Origin of the sequence: Buchnera aphidicola (Chaetogeoica yunlongensis) (genome assembly GCA_039829965.1) — a bacterium.
GTDB lineage: Bacteria > Pseudomonadota > Gammaproteobacteria > Enterobacterales > Enterobacteriaceae > Buchnera_B > Buchnera_B aphidicola_BA.
The window spans coordinates 308272-329680 of record CP139909.1; the positions used below are offsets into that span (position 1 = coordinate 308272).

17 protein-coding genes are annotated in these 21409 nt (G+C 23.4%); 8 read left to right on the top strand and 9 right to left on the bottom strand.

Annotated features, from left to right (window positions below):
- The first annotated feature begins 29 nt into the window (after positions 1 to 29).
- Entirely contained in the window at positions 30 to 1034 is a 1005-nt protein-coding gene (gap, locus tag UAR70_01350) for a type I glyceraldehyde-3-phosphate dehydrogenase (GenBank protein XBC39522.1), read from the top strand.
- 115 nt (positions 1035 to 1149) lie between these two features.
- On the opposite strand, the gene fldA is transcribed toward gap, so the two are convergent.
- The gene (gene fldA, locus UAR70_01355; protein ID XBC39523.1) at positions 1150 to 1674 is read right to left on the bottom strand and encodes a flavodoxin FldA; all 525 of its coding nucleotides are present in this window, start codon (positions 1672 to 1674) and stop codon (positions 1150 to 1152) included.
- A gap of 313 nt (positions 1675 to 1987) precedes the next feature.
- Here fldA and phrB point away from each other — a divergent pair, with 313 nt between their 5' ends.
- From phrB to sucB, 4 genes are all read left to right on the top strand, one after another.
- Entirely contained in the window at positions 1988 to 3430 is a 1443-nt protein-coding gene (phrB, locus tag UAR70_01360) for a deoxyribodipyrimidine photo-lyase (GenBank protein ID XBC39524.1), read from the top strand.
- Positions 3431 to 3446: 16 nt separating this feature from the next.
- Positions 3447 to 4193, top strand: a complete 747-nt coding sequence (locus tag UAR70_01365; GenBank protein ID XBC39525.1) for a Nif3-like dinuclear metal center hexameric protein — start codon at positions 3447 to 3449, stop codon at positions 4191 to 4193.
- A gap of 313 nt (positions 4194 to 4506) precedes the next feature.
- Positions 4507 to 7257 carry a 2-oxoglutarate dehydrogenase E1 component gene (locus UAR70_01370; GenBank protein ID XBC39526.1) on the top strand — a complete coding sequence of 917 codons (2751 nt, stop codon included), beginning with the start codon at positions 4507 to 4509 and terminating at the stop codon, positions 7255 to 7257.
- Between the two features lie 14 nt (positions 7258 to 7271).
- Positions 7272 to 8501, top strand: a complete 1230-nt coding sequence (gene sucB / locus UAR70_01375) for a dihydrolipoyllysine-residue succinyltransferase (GenBank protein XBC39527.1) — start codon at positions 7272 to 7274, stop codon at positions 8499 to 8501.
- Between the two features lie 82 nt (positions 8502 to 8583).
- On the opposite strand, the gene UAR70_01380 is transcribed toward sucB, so the two are convergent.
- On the bottom strand, positions 8584 to 9138 hold the full coding sequence (locus tag UAR70_01380; GenBank protein XBC39528.1) for an OmpA family protein: 555 nt from the start codon (positions 9136 to 9138) through the stop codon (positions 8584 to 8586).
- Positions 9139 to 9769: 631 nt separating this feature from the next.
- Between UAR70_01380 and gpmA the strand changes: the two genes are divergently transcribed.
- Positions 9770 to 10468 carry a 2,3-diphosphoglycerate-dependent phosphoglycerate mutase gene (gpmA, locus tag UAR70_01385; GenBank protein ID XBC39529.1) on the top strand — a complete coding sequence of 233 codons (699 nt, stop codon included), beginning with the start codon at positions 9770 to 9772 and terminating at the stop codon, positions 10466 to 10468.
- Between the two features lie 134 nt (positions 10469 to 10602).
- Positions 10603 to 11565: a 6-phosphofructokinase gene (gene pfkA, locus UAR70_01390; GenBank protein ID XBC39530.1), complete on the top strand. Its 963-nt coding sequence runs from the start codon at positions 10603 to 10605 to the stop codon at positions 11563 to 11565.
- Positions 11566 to 11995: 430 nt separating this feature from the next.
- Here the strand turns inward: pfkA and tpiA are convergent, their stop codons facing one another.
- The 7 genes from tpiA to lolA all read right to left on the bottom strand — a co-directional run bounded on the left by tpiA (position 11996) and on the right by lolA (position 20220).
- Positions 11996 to 12757: a triose-phosphate isomerase gene (gene tpiA, locus UAR70_01395; GenBank protein ID XBC39531.1), complete on the bottom strand. Its 762-nt coding sequence runs from the start codon at positions 12755 to 12757 to the stop codon at positions 11996 to 11998.
- Between the two features lie 217 nt (positions 12758 to 12974).
- On the bottom strand, positions 12975 to 14666 hold the full coding sequence (gene rpsA / locus UAR70_01400) for a 30S ribosomal protein S1 (GenBank protein XBC39532.1): 1692 nt from the start codon (positions 14664 to 14666) through the stop codon (positions 12975 to 12977).
- 102 nt (positions 14667 to 14768) lie between these two features.
- Positions 14769 to 15455: a (d)CMP kinase gene (cmk, locus tag UAR70_01405; protein XBC39533.1), complete on the bottom strand. Its 687-nt coding sequence runs from the start codon at positions 15453 to 15455 to the stop codon at positions 14769 to 14771.
- A gap of 150 nt (positions 15456 to 15605) precedes the next feature.
- Complete coding sequence (gene aroA, locus UAR70_01410; GenBank protein ID XBC39534.1) at positions 15606 to 16889, bottom strand: 3-phosphoshikimate 1-carboxyvinyltransferase; 1284 nt, start codon at positions 16887 to 16889, stop codon at positions 15606 to 15608.
- A gap of 80 nt (positions 16890 to 16969) precedes the next feature.
- Positions 16970 to 18073, bottom strand: a complete 1104-nt coding sequence (gene serC / locus UAR70_01415; protein ID XBC39985.1) for a 3-phosphoserine/phosphohydroxythreonine transaminase — start codon at positions 18071 to 18073, stop codon at positions 16970 to 16972.
- Positions 18074 to 18185: 112 nt separating this feature from the next.
- The gene (gene serS, locus UAR70_01420; GenBank protein XBC39535.1) at positions 18186 to 19490 is read right to left on the bottom strand and encodes a serine--tRNA ligase; all 1305 of its coding nucleotides are present in this window, start codon (positions 19488 to 19490) and stop codon (positions 18186 to 18188) included.
- 106 nt (positions 19491 to 19596) lie between these two features.
- On the bottom strand, positions 19597 to 20220 hold the full coding sequence (gene lolA, locus UAR70_01425; GenBank protein ID XBC39536.1) for an outer membrane lipoprotein chaperone LolA: 624 nt from the start codon (positions 20218 to 20220) through the stop codon (positions 19597 to 19599).
- A gap of 187 nt (positions 20221 to 20407) precedes the next feature.
- Between lolA and trxB the strand changes: the two genes are divergently transcribed.
- Positions 20408 to 21376 (top strand): thioredoxin-disulfide reductase, encoded by a 969-nt coding sequence (trxB, locus tag UAR70_01430; protein XBC39537.1) that lies wholly within the window; start codon positions 20408 to 20410, stop codon positions 21374 to 21376.
- The last annotated feature ends 33 nt before the right edge of the window (positions 21377 to 21409 follow it).

A 21409-nucleotide genomic window follows, 5' to 3' on the forward strand; every position in this document is an offset into this window, starting at 1 on the left:
TCAATTTTTAATAAAATCATAGGAAAAATATGACAATTAAACTTGGTATTAATGGATTCGGTAGAATTGGGAGAATTGTTTTTAGATTAGCTCAATTACGTTCTAATATTGAAATATTAGCTATTAATGATTTAGTCAACATTGAATATTTAGCTTATATGTTAAAGTATGATTCTACGCATGGAAATTTTTGCAAAAAAATTGCAATAAAAGATAAAAATACTTTACTTATCAACGAAAAAGAAATAAGAATAACTAGTGAAACTAATCCAAAAAATTTAGCGTGGCGAGATTTAGATATTGATGTTGTAATAGAGTCAACTGGAATTTTCTTAACGACTGAATCTGCGTATAAACATATACAAGCTGGAGCAAAAAAAGTAGTTATCACAGGACCATCAAAGGATAATACTCCAATGTTTGTCAAGGGGGTTAATTTTGATAAATATATAGGACAAAATATTGTTTCTAATGCATCTTGTACTACAAATTGTTTAGCTCCTTTAGCTAAAATAATAAATGATGAATTTGGTATTATTGAAGGATTAATGACTACAATACATGCGACTACAGCTACACAAAAAACTGTTGACAGTCCTTCTCAAAAGGATTGGAGAGGAGGTAGAGGTGCTTTACAAAATATTATACCTTCTACTACAGGTGCCGCACAAGCTGTAGGGAAAGTATTACCAGAATTAGATGGAAAACTGACTGGAATAGCATTTAGAGTTCCTGTAGCAAATGTTTCTGTAATAGATTTTACTTTTAGACAAACAAAGAATGTTAAATACCAAGAAATATGTGAAATAATAAAACACTATTCTAATCATGAAATGAAAGACATAATTGGATATACTGAAGATCATGTAGTATCAACAGATTTTAATGGAAATACATTAACTTCAATTTTTGATGCTAAAGCTGGATTATCATTAAATGGAAACTTTATAAAATTAATTTCATGGTATGATAATGAAAGTGGATATTCTAGTAAAGTATTAGATTTATCTGAACTAGTATATTCTTTTATTTAATTGATTTATGTTGGTTTATTTTATAAATTTCATATTGACATTAAATTTTTTAACGTCATATGAAATTTATTTTTCAAAAAATTTTAAAATATTTTATATTTTAATAATTAATTTATTAAATAAAAACTTTTAGTTCTTTTTTTAATTGTGTACTCCACTGTTTTATTCTTTTTTTACTTTTTTCTGGTTGTCTGTCTTCGTCAATAGTTAAACCAATAAATTTATTTTTATTAGACATTAAAGCTTTAGAGCATTCAAATGAATATCCTTCTATAGGCCAAGTCCCAATTAACTGAAATTTATTTTCTTGTTTTATACTATTATATAATATTCCAATTGCATCACAAAAATATTCAGCATAATCTTCTTGATCTCCACACCCAAAAAACGCTAATATTTTTTTATTGAAATTGATTTTTTTAAACGTAGAAAAAAAATCATCCCAATCACATTGAAGTTCACCGTAATACCAAGTAGATACACCAAATATTAAAATATCAAATGACTCGATATCTTTTTTTTTAATATGTTCAATATCATAAATAAAAGAATTTTCTGTTCCTATATTTTGTTGAATATTTTTAGCTACATTTTCTGTATTGCCAGTATCACTTCCAAAAAAAATTCCAATTTTTTTCATGATTATTCCTAAATATTTTATAAAATTATAATTTTTTTAATATACTCCTATTTAAAAATATTTTTTAATATTTAATCTTTATTAATAATAATATATAATAAAAAACCATTTTTAATATAAGAATATTATTTAATTAACAATTGTTGATTTATTAGTATAAATAATATTTTATTAGATATATTAGTGTTTTTTAAAAAATACATAATAATTTATTATCGTATTTTTATACTATAATATTCAAAATTTTAGTTTTATAAAAATTTTAAATATTTTAATGCATATAATTTTTATATTAACATAAGGGATATAAAATATGCATAATGTAAATCTAATATGGTTTAGAAATGATTTACGTACTCTAGATAATCCAGCATTATATTTCGCTTGTAAAAACAATACTTTAAAAATTATATTAGCATTATTTATATCTACTCCAAAACAATGGAAGCAAAATGTTATATCTCCAAGAAAAATATCATTAATATATGAAAACATAATTTATTTACAAAAAAAATTAAATCAATTAGGAATACACTTTTTTTACCATGAATCTAGTGATTATCTAGATTCTATAAATTATATATCTTCATTTTGTCATGTACATCATGTAACTTCTATATTTTTTAACTGTGAATATGGTTTTTTAGAATACAAACGAGATAAAATAGTAAAACAAAAGTTAAAAAGAAAAAATATTTCTATCAATACTTTTCATGATTCAACATTAATTGAACCAGATATTATAAAAAGTAAAAAAAACACAGTGTACAAAAGCTACAGTCATTTTAAAAAAAAATATATTTTAGAATTAAAAAAAAATATCCCAAAATGTTTTTCTATACCAATAAAAAATAATTTTGAAAACCATAGTAATTTATTATTTAAAATTCCTAAATTTTCAATCAATTTTGATGATTTTGATCATGATTTATTTCCTATTGGTGAAGACTCAGTGCTAAATGTTTTGAAATTATTTTTAAAAAATAATTTTTCTATATATTCTCACGATAACAATTTATTAAATATGAATGTTACTAGTTTATTATCTCCTCATTTATCAATTGGAGTAATATCTTCTAGACAATGTATTAATTTGTTATTAAAAAAATATCCTAATGTAATTAATTCTCTAGATACATGTAGTTGGATTAATGAATTAATATGGAGGGAATTTTATAAGTATCTATTATATTTTTATCCAGATTTCTATCAAAAAAATAACATATACTCTTGGGAGCACAAAATCAAATGGAATCAAAACTCATATCATTTTAAATTATGGAAACAAGGGCAAACAGGGTATCCCATTGTAGATGCAGGAATAAAACAATTAAGACAATTAGGATGGATTAATAATAGACTTAGAATGATTTTAGCAAGTTTTTTAGTTAAAAATTTATTAATTCATTGGAAACAAGGTGAAAGATATTTTATGTCTAAATTAATTGATGGAGATTATGCATCTAATAATGGAAATTGGAGATGGATGTCATCAATAGATATGGATCATGTTCCATATTTTCGTATTTTCAATCCTATGTTACAATCTAAAAAATTTGATAAACATGCAAAATATATACGAAAATATATCCCGGAATTAAAGAATACTTCTATAAGCGACATTCATAATCCTTGCAATTTAAATAAAATAAAAAAAATATGTTTTAAATATCCAATGCCTATGGTTAATTATTACCATTCAAGAAACAACACATTGCTTGTTTTAAAACGTGCTAAATATGAATTGAATAAATAATTTATTAGAGATTAACATGAAAAATTTTGAATTAGAAAACGTAATTAACGAAAAATTAAGTTCTAAAAAATATAATGATTTTTGTCCAAATGGACTGCAAATAGAAGGTTGTCCAAATATAAAAAAAATAATTACTGGTGTTACTGCATGTCAATCCTTAATTGATTTAGCTATTTTAAATAAAGCAAATGCCATCATTGTACATCATGGTATATTTTGGAATAATGATGATAGAACTATCACAGGCATGAATAGAAAAAGAATAAAATCTTTACTAAAAAACGATATTAATTTATACAGCTGGCATTTACCGCTAGATCTACATCCGATTTTAGGAAATAATATTCAAATAGGAAAAATATTAAATATCAATATTAAAGGATACATTACACCTATGATTCCATGGGGTTTTTTTGAGAAACCTATTACATTAGAAACAATGACTAACTTATTGACAAAAAAATTAGATAGGATTCCATTGTATTATGGTGCTAATACTATAACAAAAAAAATTTATAAAGTTGCTTGGAGTAGCGGAAAAGGACAAAAACTAATAAATTTTACTTCACGATCTGAAATAGATACATTTTTAACAGGCGAAGTATCTGAAGAAACTATTCATTATGTGAGAGAAAATAACATACATTTTTTTTCTATAGGTCATCACGCTAGTGAAATAGGAGGAATACAAGCTTTAACTAATTGGTTAAAATCTCAATTTAATTTAAATATTAAATTTATTAATATTAACAATCCTATATAATTATCACCTTAAACATACTTCTTAATTATCAACTTAAAAAATACTTATTAATTGTCAATAAGGCGTTGATAATAAAAAAATAAATTAATATTATTTTTATTGATTTTTATTCAAATTTTTAAATATTTAATATTAAAATATTTAACATCATATATTTATACAAAGAGTGTTTATAAAAAATTTTAGCATAATTTATTATATAAATATTAAAATATTTAACATAAAAATTTTAATATTTATTAAATAGTTTTATGTTTTTAACTTAGGGTAACATTTATAGAGTTTTATAATATATTCATGAGAAAATTAGATTATGTACAAACATATGTTTCGATTATCATGGTTAACTAGTTCGAATTATTCTTATTTAAATAATTTATACAAAAAATTTTTATTAGATCCAGATTCAATAAGTAATTCATGGAAAACTATTTTTCAAGAACTATCAAAAAATAATCATTTAAATTTAGAATCTACAACATCATCACTACATTCTAAAAAACAAAATCATAACAATATAGTGTTAGCCATAAAACTAATTAATTTGTTTCGTACTATAGGATATAAATTTGCAAATATTAATCCTTTAACATGTTTTAAAAATTCTAAAAAATTTTCTTGGAATACATTTTTGAAAAAAAATAATAATTTTAATTTACAAGCAATTTTTTCAATAAATTTATCCAAACATGTTTTAAATAATATTAATTTGGAAATTTTATTCTCACATTTAAAAAAAATTTATAGTAATACTATTGGGTATCAATATATGCATATTGATAACACTAAAGAAAGAAAGTGGATCCAAAATTATATTGAAAATAGAAATAATGAAGATTTTCTAAAAAACAATGAAAAAATAAAACTATTTAAAAATTTAATTATATCTGAAACATTAGAACAATATTTTTCTGCTAAATTTCCTGGTTCTAAACGTTTTTCTATAGAAGGTTCTGAAACCTTAATACCTATTCTAAAAGAAATAATACATTATACACAAAAATTTAATGTAAATAAAATAATTTTTGGAATGCCCCACAGAGGTCGATTAAATGTACTAGCTAACATTCTAAATAAACCTATTGAGAATATTTTTAACGAATTTTTTGAAAATAATTTAAATTTTTCTCATAGTGGTGATGTTAAATATCATATGGGATTTAATTACATTAAAAAAATAGGACTTAAAAAAATTATTTTGGAATTAAAATCAAATCCTTCTCATTTAGAAATTATTAATCCTGTAGTTATCGGATCATCTCGAGCGTATATTGAATCTCATACAAATTTAACATCTAATAATGTTTTGCCAATAATTATACATGGTGATGCAGCTATTTCTGGACAAGGGGTAGTTCAAGAATTACTTAACATGTCTCAAGTTAGGGGATATGAAGTAGGAGGAAGTATTCATATCGTCATAGATAATCAAATAGGATTCACTACTTCACAAAAAAAAGATTTACGTACTAGTGAATATTGTACAGATATTGCCAAAATGATTGATTCACCTATTTTTCATATTAATGCTAATGATCCAGAATCTTCAATTTTTATAATACGTTTAGCACTAGATTATAGATTTTATTTTAAAAAAGATGTTTTTATAAATTTAACTTGTTATAGACGTCATGGACATAATGAAATCGATAATCCGAAAGTGACACAACCCTTAATGTACTCTAAAATTGATACTATTCCCACTGTAGTAAATATTTATAATAAAAAACTACTGTTAAAAAAAATAATTGATGAAAATTATTTAAAAAATTATAAAAATTCTTTTAAAACAAAAATAGATATATCATATAATTTATGTAAGAGTAATTATGTTAAATATGATAGCAATAAATTTTTATTATCTAACTCTAATAAATTTAAAGTGTTAGATTATTCTATTAAAAACATTTCTATAGATAATTTAAAATTATTAGCGAAAAAAATTTTTTATCTTCCTCTCGATATATCATTACATAATCGTGTATTTAAAATATACCAAGATAGATTAGATATGGCTAATGAACAAAAATTATTTGATTGGAGTTCTGCAGAATTATTAGCTTATGCATCATTATTAAATCATGGTATATCATGTCGATTATCTGGTGAAGATGTTTGTAGAGGAACATTTTTTCAAAGACATGCAGTAATATATGACCAAAAAAATAATTCGGAATACATTCCTTTAAATCATATAAATTCGAACCAAGGAAAATTTTATATTTGGAACTCTGTTTTATCAGAAGAAGCCGCTTTAGCATTTGAATACGGATATTCTATAGAACAAAAAAATATATTAAATATATGGGAAGCTCAATTTGGAGATTTTGCTAATGGAGCACAAATTGTTATCGATCAATTTATTTGTTCAGGTGAACAAAAATGGAACATTACATGTAATTTAATAATTTTTTTACCACATGGTTATGAAGGACAAGGACCTGAACATTCATCAGCTCGTATAGAAAGATACCTTCAATTATCATCTGATAATAATATTAGAGTGGTAATACCTACAACAGCATTTCAAATTTATCACATTATACGACAACAAGCATTGTGTAAAATAAAAAAACCACTAATTATTATGTCACCGAAATCTATTTTAAGATTACCATTAACTTTTTCTTCATTTTCAGAATTTTCTAATAGCAAATTTAAAGAAGTTATTGATGAAATTGATATATTTGATAATAATAAAGTAAAAAAAATAATTTTATGTTCAGGAAAGATATATTATGATTTATTAGTACAACGTCGATTTAATAAACAGAATAATATAGCCATTCTTCGTATAGAACAATTATATCCCTTTCCTACTCAAAAATTATTAAAAATATTTAAAACTTATAAACATGTAAAAAATTTTATCTGGTGTCAAGAAGAACCTCTTAATCAAGGAGCTTGGTATTATAGCAAACTTTATTTAAAAAAAATATTACCTAAAATGTCTATATTAAATTATATTGGAAGACCTGAATCTTCGTCTACAGCTACAGGATATAGTAAAGTTCATCAAAAACAACAAAAAACAATAATTAATAATGCTTTAAACATAGATTAGATCAAGAGATAAAAATGACAATAATTAATATTCTTATTCCAGATCTTCCCGAGTCTGTCAATAATGCTACAATAATATCATGGTATAAAAAGAAAGGAGAATTTGTTAAAGAAGATGAGATTTTAATAGATATTGAAACTGATAAAGTAGTATTAGAAATACCATCTCCAGATACTGGAATATTAAATTCCATTCTTGCAAAAAGTGGACACAAAGTTTCTTCAAAACAAGTTATAGGAACATTACTTAAAAAAAATATTACAAAAAATGATTTATTTTTAGTTAAAAACACTAATAATATTAAAATATCTAATTTTTCGACTGTGAATTTTTTAAAATCAATAAAAAATCTTTATAGTCCCGCTGTAAGACGTCTTATTTGTTCATATAACTTAAAAAAATTTAATATATTAGCTACTGGAATAAAAAATAGATTAACCCGAACGGATGTTTTAAATTATTTAAACACTATTTTTTTAAAAAAAAACATGACAGAAAAAAGTTCTAATAAAAACAACAATTTTTTAAATCAAACAGAGCAAAATAGAAGCATAAAAAGAATTCCTATGACGAATCTAAGAAAAAAAATTGCTGAAAGATTGCTTGAAACCAAACGAAATACAGCTTCTTTAACAACATTTAATGAAGTCGATATGACATGTATAATTAATTTAAGACAGAAATATGGAGAACTATTTAAAAAAAAATATGGGATTAAATTAGGATTAATGTCTTTTTATGTAAAATCAGTCGTTGAAGCATTAAAAAGTTTTCCCGAAATTAATGCATCTATTGATAACGAAGAAATCATTTATTACAATTATTTTGATATTAGTATTGCTATTTCTACACCTAGAGGACTAGTAACGCCAGTATTAAGAAATGTAGATTTAATGAGTATGTCAGAAATAGAACGAGAAATAAAAAATTTTTCTGAAAAAGGAAAAAATTCAAAATTAACTATTGATGATTTAATAGGAGGAAATTTTACCATTACCAATGGAGGTGTGTTTGGATCATTATTTTCTACACCATTATTAAACCCACCTCAATCAGCAATTTTAGGAATGCATATTATAAAAAAAAGACCCGTTGTTGTAAAAGAAAATATAAAAATTCTTCCGATGATGTATTTAGCATTATCTTATGACCATCGATTAATTGATGGTAAAGAATCTGTAGGTTTTTTATTAAAAATAAAAGAACTACTGGAAGATTTTAATCGTATCATTTTAAATATATAAAGTTAATATTAATAAATTAAATTTATTTTTTTAACTTGGTGCTATGATTAATCTTAGCACCAATTATAAAGTAAATACAAAATTATCTATATACAATTACAGAACGTCTATTTTTTGCGTATGTACTTTCCTTATCTCCTGCTTCAAAAGGTTTATTTGGTCCATAAGACACAGTAGAAATTTGTTCGTCTGATACACCTTTACTTTTTAAATATAATTTTACTGAATTCGCTCTTTTTTCTCCTAAGTGAAGATTATAATTAATGGTTCCACGATTGTCTGTGTGGCCTTCAATAAGAATCTTTTGACTTGGATGATCACATAAGAATTTAGCTAAATCATTTAAGTTTTGAGAAAACTTTGAATTTATATTGTAATCGTTAAAAGAAAAATAAATCAAATTTTCTTGTTTAAATGGTGTTAATTGTTCATCAGTGTTTTTTTCAGAAAAACTCACACTAACAGAATGTTTAGGAGTCGTACTGCTACTTTTTTCTGTTGTAGTTGGTGGTGTAGTTTCAACATTAGAACTGATTTTACTATCTTTAACAATTTTATCATTTGGTAAACTACAAGAAAATGCTGTTGTTATTGGTAATGTAAGCATTATTATTTTAAATATTATATTTGATTTCATTTTTAAATTCCTAATTTTAATATAATTAAATTTTATTTATTGCTATTATATAAACAGAAATGTATTTAAACTAATATATCATTAAAATAATTAACACAAACTAAATTTATTTGTAATATTGAAATATTTTTTAGTATGAATTAATAAATAGTTTATCGTACCATATTAAAGATTATATACATGTATTAGCTTTATACTATTATTAAATTTTTATAAAAACATTTTAATAAATTTTAGAAGTTATACTTTATAATTTAATGCATTGATTATTTAATTATTATTGAATTCTACAAAAATTAAGGTAGCATTGTAAATAATTTTAAAAAATAATTTCATAAAAAATTAGATACAATATATAATTCTTTTTTTTAATAAAAAAAAAATAAACTAAAAACCTTAATATACATACTATAATAATAAAACAAAAAAATAATTAGAACAATAACTATCTAATATTTTAAAATATTTAATATAAAAAAATTATGTTTATAAGTACAAAATAACTTATTAATATTAACAATTATATATTTTTTTAGATAATGTATATATAAAATATATTTTAAATAAAATTAGTAATTATTGTTTTAAGAACATTATATAATTTTATTTATATTTAACAAGGTAAAAAACTATGAAAACATATAAATTAGTTTTAATGCGACATGGCGAAAGTAAATGGAATCAATTAAATAGATTTACTGGATGGCATGATATAGATTTATCTGAAAACGGAGTACAAGAAGCATTACAAGCAGCAATATTTTTAGAAAAAAAAGGATTTAATAACTTTAATTATGCATATACATCAGTATTAAAACGAGCTATTCATACATTATGGATTATTATCAAATATCTTAACAAATCCTGGATTCCAATAAAAAAAACTTGGAGGTTAAATGAACGACACTATGGAGCATTAGAAGGAAAAAATAAAAATGACATTATTAAAAAATATGGAAATACCAAAGTACAAATGTGGAGAAGAAGTTTTCATGTCACTCCTCCTAAAATATCACATGAAAAAAAAGCAATGTTAGCTACTAATCCTCAATATCATGATATAGATATTAATATATTACCTAGATCAGAAAGTTTACAATTAACTACTAGTAGAGTATTACCTTATTGGCATAATGAGATTTTACCTTGTTTAAAAAAAAATAATAGTATTATTGTAGTAGCACATGGAAATTCTTTAAGAGCTTTAATAAAATATCTTAGTAACATTGATGACGCTGATATTATAAATTTAGATATTCCTACTGGATCTCCGATAATATATGAATTTGATGAAAAACTTGAACCTACAAAATATTATCATTTGAAATAATATTTTCAATATACTTTATGCATAATAAACAAATTTAAAATTGTAAAAGTTAATTTTATATTATTTCTTATATTAATTTAAGTTAAATTATTTATTTGAATTCTTCATCAACTATATAATTTTAAGAAAATTTTATGACTAAAAAAATTGGTGTTTTAACAAGTGGTGGTGATGCTCCAGGAATGAATGCCGCCATTAGGGGAGTCGTAAGAACTGCCTTAAGTAAAAATTTAGAGGTGTTTGGAATATACGATGGTTATTTTGGATTATATGAAAATAGAATGTCTCGTTTAGATAGATATAGTGTTTCCGATATAATTAATAAAGGAGGGACATTTTTAGGATCAGCAAGATTTTCTGATTTCCATAAAAAAGAAATAAGATCTATTGCAATTGAAAATATGAAAAAAAGAAAAATTGAATTTTTAGTAATAATTGGAGGAAATGGTTCATATATTGGAGCAAAAAAATTAACAGAAATGGGATTTCCTTGCATTAGTATACCAGGAACTATTGATAATGACGTAGCTGGTACAGATTATACTATAGGATATTTTACCGCTCTAGACACTGTAGTAAAAGCTATTGATAAATTAAGAGATACTTCTTCTTCACATCAAAGAATTTCTATTGTAGAGGTAATGGGAAGAAAATGTGGTGATTTAACTTTATCTGCTGCTATAGCTGGAGGATGCGAATTCATAGTTTTACCAGAAATAAAATTTACTAAAGAAGAATTAGTTCAAGAAATAAAAGCTGGAATAAAAAAAGGGAAAAAACACGCAATAGTAGCTATTACAGAATCCATTTGTAATGTCGATAAATTAGCAAAATATATTCAAAAAAAAACAAATAGAGATACTAGAGCAACAATATTGGGACATATACAAAGAGGAGGTGTTCCAGTAGCATATGATAGAATTCTTGCTTCTAGAATGGGTGAATATTCGGTAAAATTAATATTAAAAGGAATAAAAGGCAGATGTATAGGCACTATAAATGAACGCATGGTCAATCATGATATTACACATGCATTAGAAAAAATGCCACGTTCATTAAAATTTGATTGGTTAAAAACAGCTAAAAAATTGTATTAGAACATTTCAACAGAGCGAAAAAAATCATGTTCATATAAATATTTATTTTATTTTCCTAAAATAGAATACGTGTGTTAATTTTTATAAAATTAGTTTTTATATTCATTGAATTTATACACTGTAAAAATCATATTTGTTATAAATTCAATTTTATACATTAGTTATTTATTTTAATTGATTACTATAAATTTTTATTTAAAAACATTTAAATCATAATAAATTTAGAATAGTTATTCTACAGAAATTTATTGAGATAAAAATATTATCTATGAATATTATTTGAGAAAATTCTATAGAATTTATTTCAAAAAAAAACTAATATAAACATTAATTTCATTATATTGTAGATTTAATAAATATGTTATTAAAATAAAAAATATTATTTTATACTATTTAACAAAAATTTTTTTCATTTATCTAAAAATAATTTTTATAATTTTTTTATAATATCTATAAAACATTCTAATGACAATGATGAAGAACCGATTAAATATCCATCTATACAATTAACATTTTCAAATTCTGTAACATTGTTATTGTTTATTGCACCTCCATATTGAACATGAAAAGATTTTTTATTTGAATTTTGTTTTTTTAAAATATAATTTGTAATAAATGTTAATATGTTTGTTATAAACGAAATAGAAGGTATATTTTTAGAACCAATAACCCATCTAGGTTCATATGCTATAATAGAATTACAAAATCCAGTTTTTCCTAATAAATCAAAAATTGATTTTATTTGAGTTTTACATATTTCTTGAGTACGAGATAATAAATAATCTTTTTTCGTTTCTCCGATACATAATATTGGAATTAAGTTAGCATCTTTAACTAACTTAAATTTTTTAGCTATACTAATATCATTTTCTTGATGATGTTCTCGTCTTTCAGAATGTCCTACTAAAACATATTTTACTCCAATATCTTTTAACATATCAATAGATATTTCTCCAGTAAAAGCCCCAGATAAATTTACATCTACGTTTTGTGAACCTATAAAAATATTTTTACAAGAAATGATTTTTTTAGCTGGATATAAATATAAATAAGGAGGAAGAATAATTAATTTCTTAAATTTATTCTTTTGAGTATATTGAGAAAAAAACTTATTTAATGGTTGTAATAGTGTTTCTAATAATTTCATGTTTCCATGCAATTTCCAATTAGAAATAATAATTTTTTTTTTCATAACATGTTTCCAAAGATGAGCATATTTAATTTTCATTAATAGTACTAAATTGCTGAGATGTTAATTTATATCTAGCAACTTAGTACTATTAATATCTAATTATAAATAATGAACATTGAATAACAAAAATTAAGTGTAATTTTAAAAAATTTAATATAATAAAAAGTTAATTTTATATATATTACGTTATATAAATAAATAAAATAACATATAAAATTTAGTCAGTAGTTTGTGCTGCTTTAAAAGCTTCAATCATAGCATTAGAAAAATTTTTTTCTTTCTTTTTATCTTTTATAGTGTTATTATTTTCATTCAAACTATTCATTTCTAATTTTTTTTTCAAAATCATAGATAAATAAATTATTCTTGCTTTTTTATCTATACTATTTATTTTTGATTCGATAATATCTCCAACTATCATTTTTTTCCAATATTTTTTATTTTCTAAATCATCTTCAGATAAATTAGATAATGTTATATGTCCTTCTATATATTGTGATAATAAAACTATAACTACTTTATCATTAACTTTTTTAATAGTTCCAGATACTATGCTTCCTTGGGGATTATTAGTAATATATTTTAAAAATGGATCTTCTTCTAATTGTTTAATACCTAATGAAATCCGTTCTCTAATTGGATCAACTTGTAAAACAATAGCAGAGATATCTTTTCCTTTTTTATACTTAATAATTACTTCTTCTCCAGGAATGTTCCAAGATATATCTGATAAATGAACTAGACCATCAATACCACCTTCTAAACCAATAAATATTCCAAAATCTGTAATAGATTTGATCTTTCCTTGAACACAACTTCCTTTATTATATTTTGCTGAAAATTCTTTCCATGGATTCTTTTTGCATTGTTTTAATCCTAAAGAAATCCTTCTTCTTTTTTCATCTATATCTAATATAATAACTTGTACAATAGAGTCAACTTGTACAACTTTTGATGGGTGAATATTTTTATTCGTCCAATCCATTTCTGAAACATGAACTAATCCTTCTACACCTTCTGAGATTTCTACAAAACATCCATATTCTGTTAAATTAGTCACTCTTCCTGTAGTTTTAGTCTTTTCAGGATAACGCACTGAAATATTAGTCCATGGATCTTCACTAAGTTGTTTTAAACCTAAAGATACTCTAGTTTTTTCTCGATCAAATTTTAAAATTTGAACTTTTATTTCATCACCTATACTGACAATTTCACTAGGATGTTTTACTCTTTTCCATGCCATATCAGTTATATGTAATAATCCATCAATACCACCTAAGTCTACAAATGCTCCGTAATCAGTAAGATTTTTAATTATTCCTTTTACCTGTATTCCTTCTTTCAAGTTTTCTAACAATAAACTTTTTTCAGCATGATAATCCGATTCAATAACTGCTCTTCGTGAGACTACTACATTATTACGTTTTTGATCTAGCTTTATTACTTTAAATTCTAATTCTTTTCCTTCTAAATGAATGGTATCTCTCATAGGACGAACATCTACTAAAGAACCAGGTAAAAATGCACGAATTTCATCTAATTCGACTGTAAACCCCCCTTTTACTTTTCCGTTAATTAAACCAATAATTGTTTTAGAATCTTTATAAGCTTGTTCTAAAATTAACCATGCTTCATGCCTTTTTGCTTTTTCTCGTGATAATATAGTTTCTCCAAATCCATCTTCAATAGCATCTAAAGCTACATCTATTCGATCACCTATTTTTACTTCAAGTTCTCCTTGGGAATTTTTAAATTGATCTACAGGAATTTCAGATTCAGATTTTAATCCTGCATCTACTAATATGGTATCTTTGTTAATAGAAATAACAGTACCTTTAATAATTGATCCAGGTTTAGTGTTAATATTTTCCAGAGATTGTTCGAATAATTCAGCAAAAGATTCAGTCATTTCAATGTCATAAAATGTGATGTAATATTTATTTTAGCTTCTCTGCTAAAAATAATATTTTTAAAATTCTATAATATCCTTATCATAGGATTAATAAACATGTCAATTAATACCGATATTAAAAATATAATTCAGTATTATTTTAATAACTTTTTTTAAACTAATGTAAGTAGAATCTATTAAAATAGCATTTTTGGAAGGTATTAACGGAGATATATTTCTAGTAAAATCGCGAATATCACGCTTTTTCATTTCAAAAAAAATGTGTTGATAAGTATAATCATCAATACCTCTATTTTTGTATTCTATTAAACGTCGATTAACTCTTACTTTAAAATCTGATATTAAAAAAAATTTTATTGTTGCATCTGGAAAAATTGTAGTTCCCATATCACGTCCATTAGCTACTAATCCAGGGAATTGTCTGAACAATCTTTGATGATGTAAAAGAAATTGTCTAACATAAGGAATAGAAGCTAATTTTGAAGCTAAGTTTCCAATATATTCTTGATTAATATCATTAAATAACTTTTTAGCTTTTATACAATGATTTGAATTTATAAGTGTAATTAAATTAAAAAAATTTAAACTATTAGATAAACACTTTAAATTCTTTTTAGAAATATATATGTTATCTTTTAAAATAAAAACAGCTAAAATTCTGTATATCCAGCCTGATTCTAATTCATGCCAATTTAAAATTTTAGAAATTTTTTTAGATATGGTACTTTTTCCAACCCCACTAGGTCCATCAATAGTAATAACAGGAGCTAACTTTTTATAAGACATATTAAGAAAAAATTTTATTAAAATAATAAAAATTCTACATTTAAAAATATTTTTAATATTAATTTATGTTTTACAAATTTACATATATATTAAAGAATATATTTTATTACAATTAAATAAACATTATATATAAAAACTATACATTAAAATTTAATTTATGCAAATAGATTTTAATACTTCAAAATAATTTGGAAATGTTTTTTTTACACAATCTGGGTTTAATAATGTTACCTTAGTGTCAGATAGTGCTATTAAAGAAAAACACATAGCTATCCGATGATCATTATATGTATCTATTGTAGCATAAAGAAATGTTGTAGGAGGTATGATTTCAATAAAATCTTTTCCTTCTATAATTTTTGCACCAATTTTTGTTAATTCATGCGCCATTGCTGATAATCGATCAGTTTCTTTCACTCGCCAATTATATATGTTTCTAATAATAGTTTTTCCTTTAGAAAAAAGCGCTACTATAGCTATAGTCATTGCTGAATCAGGAATGTCATTCATATCTAAATTAATTCCATATAATTCTCCTCGCTGACAAGTAATAAAATTTTTTCCAAAAGTAATATTAGCACCCATTTTTTTTAAAATATTAGCAAATTTAATGTCACCCTGTATGCTGTGTTTTCCAATTCCAGTTACAGATACCGATCCACCTTTAATAGCAGCCGCTGCTAAAAAATATGATGCTGAAGAAGCATCTCCTTCTATTTTATATTTTTTTGGAGATTTATATTTTTGACATCCTACTATATTAAACTGATTATATTGTTCGTGTATTATGTTTATACCAAATTTTTTCATTAAATTTAATGTTATATCTATATATGGTTTTGAAACTAATGTATTTTTTACTATAATAACAGAGTTTAATTTAGCTAAAGGGGTTGAAATAAGTAGTGCACTTAAAAATTGACTAGAAATAGTTCCATTAATAACAATTTTACCGCCTAAAAAACCACCTTTTACATTAATTGGTGGATAATTTTGTTTATCTAGATACTTTATGTTTGCATTTCCTTGTGTTAATGCTTGGACTAAATGTCTTATAGGCCTATCTTTCATGCGTTCATCTCCAGTTAATAATACATCATTATTTTCTAAAGACAAAGCTGCAGTTAATGAACGAAATGCTGTACCTGCATTACCTAAAAACAAAGAAATTTTTTTATTAATATATAAAGGGTGTGCATATCCATGAATTATACAATTCATTTTTTTTCTAGAATAATGAATATTAATTCCACATTTTATCAACGCTTTTAACATATATTCTGTATCTTGACTAAATAACATATTTGTTAAATGTGTCTGTCCTTCTGAAATTGCTGACAGTAATAAAGCTCTATTAGTAATACTTTTTGATCCAGGTAATTTGACAGTTCCATTCACTAAAGAAATAGGATTCAACGTCAATACATTATTCATGTAAAATAATTCTCCATATATAAATCTTACTTTACTAGCAAACAGTAAAATATTTATTTAATAAATTTTAGATTAGGTGTTTATCCATATTTTTTTTCAAAAATTTTCATAAATTTAGTTAATTGTATTACGCCTTTCAATGGCATAGCATTATAAAGAGAAGCTCTAATACCTCCTAATATACTATGACCTTTTAAAGAATATAATCTATATTTTTCAGCTTCGATTAAGAACAAACTATGTAATCGAGAATCAACAATCCTAAAAGGAATATTCATTCTAGAACGATTACACTTGTCTATATTATTTATGTAGAAATCTGTACTGTCTATAACATTATATAACATATTTGATTTTTCTATATTTTTTTTTTCAATTTTACTAATTCCACCTAATTGTTTTAACCATCTGATTACTAGATTAGATAAGTATAGAGAAAATGTATTTGGAGTATTAAACATTGAATTACTATCAACAAGTATTTTGTAGTTTAAAATCGAAGGTACATAAAAGTTAATATTTTTTAATAAATTTTTACGAATTATTATCAATGTCACTCCCGATGGACCAATGTTTTTCTGTGAGCTAGCATAAATGATACCATATTTTTTTATACATATATTTTGTGATAGAATAGTAGAGGAAAAATCTCCTACTACTATAATATCATCACTAAAAAATGGTTCTTCATAAATAGCTATTCCATTAATAGTTTCATTTGGACAATAATGAAGGTATTTACTATTATTATTAATGTTCCAATCTTTCATAGAAGATATTTTTATCTTATTATGTTTCATTTTATTTATATTAATAATATTTATATTATTGCAATATTTCATAGCTTCTTGTGTAGCGCAATTAGACCAGTAACCACTATTTACATAATCAACTTGATTTTTTTTAATATTATTATTATTTAATAAATTCATTGGAACTGCAGAAAATTGTCCTCGTGCACCCCCATGAGAAAAAATAATTTCATAATTATCGGGAATATTCAATAATATCTTTAGATTTTTTTTCATTTCTTGGATAACAGATATAAATTCTTCACTTCTATGACTAATTTCCATAATAGATTTATTTTTATTATTCCAATTACAAAATTCTTTTTTAGCTTGCAATAATACTTTCTTTGGAATCATAGAAGGACCAGGACTAAAATTGTAAATTTCAGTAATTTCATGCATTAAATTTCACCTAAAAAATTTAATTAAAAATTAAAAATTTTTATTATTTATAATCAAATTAATAATTTACTTAATAATTTATTGTAATATAATACAATTTAATTTATCCTAAAAATTTTAAACCGTTCATATAATTATCTTGTAATATTTCTGGAATTTTAATCCTTCCATCTGGTTGTTGATAGTTTTCTAAAATTGAGGCTAAAGTTCTACCAATAGCTAATCCAGAACCATTAATAGTGTGTATAAATATTTTTTTATTCTTCTTTTTACAATGAAATCTAGCTTTTATTCTTCTTGCTTGAAAATCTAACATATTTGAACAAGATGAAACTTCTCTATAAGTATTTTGGTAAGGAAACCATGCTTCTAAATCATAAGTTTTAGAAGATGAAAACCCCATATCTCCTGCACATAACAAAATCTTTCGATAAGGTAATTTTAATAGTTTTAACACACATTCTGCATGAGATGTCAATTCTTCCAATTTTTCCATAGAATGTTCTGGATGAACAATTTGAACAATTTCTACTTTATCAAATTGATGTGTTCGAATTAAACCTTGTGTATCACGTCCATATGATAAAGCTTCTGATCGGAAGCAAGGTGTATTTGATACTAACATAATTGGTAATTGAAGTTCATCCAATATGCAATCTCTAAACAAATTTGTTAATGGTACTTCAGCTGTAGGAATTAATATTAAATTGTTTAAAATACTATCATTAAATTTTTCATCAGATAATTTTACATAAAATAGATCTGATTTAAATTTAGGTAATTGACCTGTACCATATAAACTTTTTTGATTAACTAAATAAGGAACATACATTTCTAGATATTTATGTTTCTTAACATGTAAATCTAACATAAATTGACTCAGTGCTCTATATAACAAAGCAAGATTTCCTTTCATGATAAAAAATCTTGACCCTGAAATTTTTGAAGATGATTTCCAATCAAAATAATTTAAATGATTTCCTAACTCTACATGACTTTTTATTTTAAAATCATAATTTTTAATCACACCCCAACGACTAATTTCTTGATTATAGTTTTTATCTAATCCATCAGGAACACTAATGTCTGGTAGATTAGGTAGATTCATAGAAAAAATGTAAATTTGTTCTTTCAGTTGTTTTAATTTTATTTTAACAAGATTTAAATCTTCAACTAATTTTTTTGCTTTATATTTCAAATAAAAAAATTTTTTTCGTTGATTTTTATTTTTCCCAATTAATTTAGATATAATATTGTGTTTTGATTGCAGTGTTTCAACGTAAACTTGCAAATCTTTTCTTTCTTTTTCCATTTGTACGATATTTTTTATATCTAAAGAAAAACCTCTTTTATTCAATTGTTCTTTAACAAATTCTATATTATTTCGTAATAAAGTAGGATTTAACATAATTTATTATTTTATATATATTTTAAAGTATAATATTTAATATTTTAAATTTAATTTTATAAAAATAATATAAAAATTGTAATATTTTATATAGTGTTATTTTATCTTATCGTTGATCGTCAATGGATAAGTCTGAAAAAGTTTTAAATTTAAAATTATTATTATTTAATGATATTTTTCTGTAATTATATAAATAAATAATATTTTTAAACATATTTTTTTCCATTGATTCTATTTTTCGAATTACTCCATATTTATCAATACAAATAGAACAATATTTAATTATTGTGTTTATATTTACTTTAGGTGTTAATACAAAACAATCTCCATTTTTTATAATTTTATAATCATTCAACAAAGAAAAGTGCTTATGAGTAAACACAATAAAAGGCGTGTGATCCATAATATCTTTGATAGAAAAAATACTAACATGATGAATTAATGGATCATAAAACCAAACAATATTTCCATCAGAAATAATTTCATTCTCATGTGGAAATAATAAATGCCATTTAAATTTCCCAGGAGTTTTTACCAAAATTTTTCCTATTCCTTTTTGAATTTGAACACCACTAGCATCAATAACAATTTGTTTAAAATTAGAGCAAAAACTATTTATTTTGTTAATTCTATCTTTAAAAGTAAAATCATTAGCAAACGAAGTTGTTGTATTAACAAGTAAAAATAAAATATAAAAACAAATTATATAAAAATTTTTTCTAATATTCATAAATTATTAATTCCAAAACAAATGCATGAATTTTAAATTATTTGTATAAAATAATTATAGTAACAATTTAAATTTAACTGTTAGTTCAATATTAAATTAAAATATAAACTATGATATAATTATTATATTTAATCAAATATAAAATTAACTAATAATTTTTAAATTTTCGCATCGAAATTGACTAAATATGGAAAATAATATAACTTCACACCATAAACTAATTATTTTAGGTTCTGGACCTGCAGGATATACTGCAGCAATTTATGCCTCTCGAGCAAATTTACAACCATTATTATTTACAGGTACTAACCCAGGAGGACAACTAGTAAATACACATCAAATAGAAAATTGGCCAGGAGATTTTAAAAAACTCACTGGTTTAGAATTAATGAACAGAATGCATGATCATGCAAAATTACTAAATACTAATATTTTATTTAATGAAATTAAAAGGGTAAATTTCAAACAGTTACCATTTTTATTAGTTAGCGATACAAACGAAAAATTTACCTGTGATTCGCTAATTATAGCAACCGGATCTTCACCAAAGTACTTAGGATTATCTACAGAAACTAAATTCTTAGGACATGGAGTATCAACATGTGCTGTTTGTGATGGGTTTTTTTATAAAAATAAAATAGTTGCTGTTGTTGGAGGTGGAAATACAGCTGTAGAAGAAGCATTATATCTATCAAATATAGCTCGTACGGTACATTTAATTCATAGAAGAAATATTTTTAAAGCAGAAAAAAGATTAATAGAACATTTGTTAAAAAAAGTAGGTAAAAATATAATTTTACACAAACAATGTACTGTCAATAAAATTTTAGGAGATAAATCAGGTGTCACTGGAATAAATATAATAAATAAGAATTTTCCTAAACAAAACATCATGATAAATATATCTGGAATATTTATAGCTATTGGTAATATTCCGAATACTAATATTTTTCATGATCAACTTTTAATGAGTAAAAATTATATTGTGATACAATCAGGAATACATGAAAATTCTACTCAAACAAATATACCGGGAATTTTTGCTGCAGGAGATGTTGTTGATCATGTTTATAGACAAGCAATTACATCTTCAGCTAGTGGATGTATGGCTGCTTTAGATGCAGAAAAATTTCTCGATAAAAAATATAGTTTATAAATGAATTTTTTAAAGGTTATGTTTTTATACATA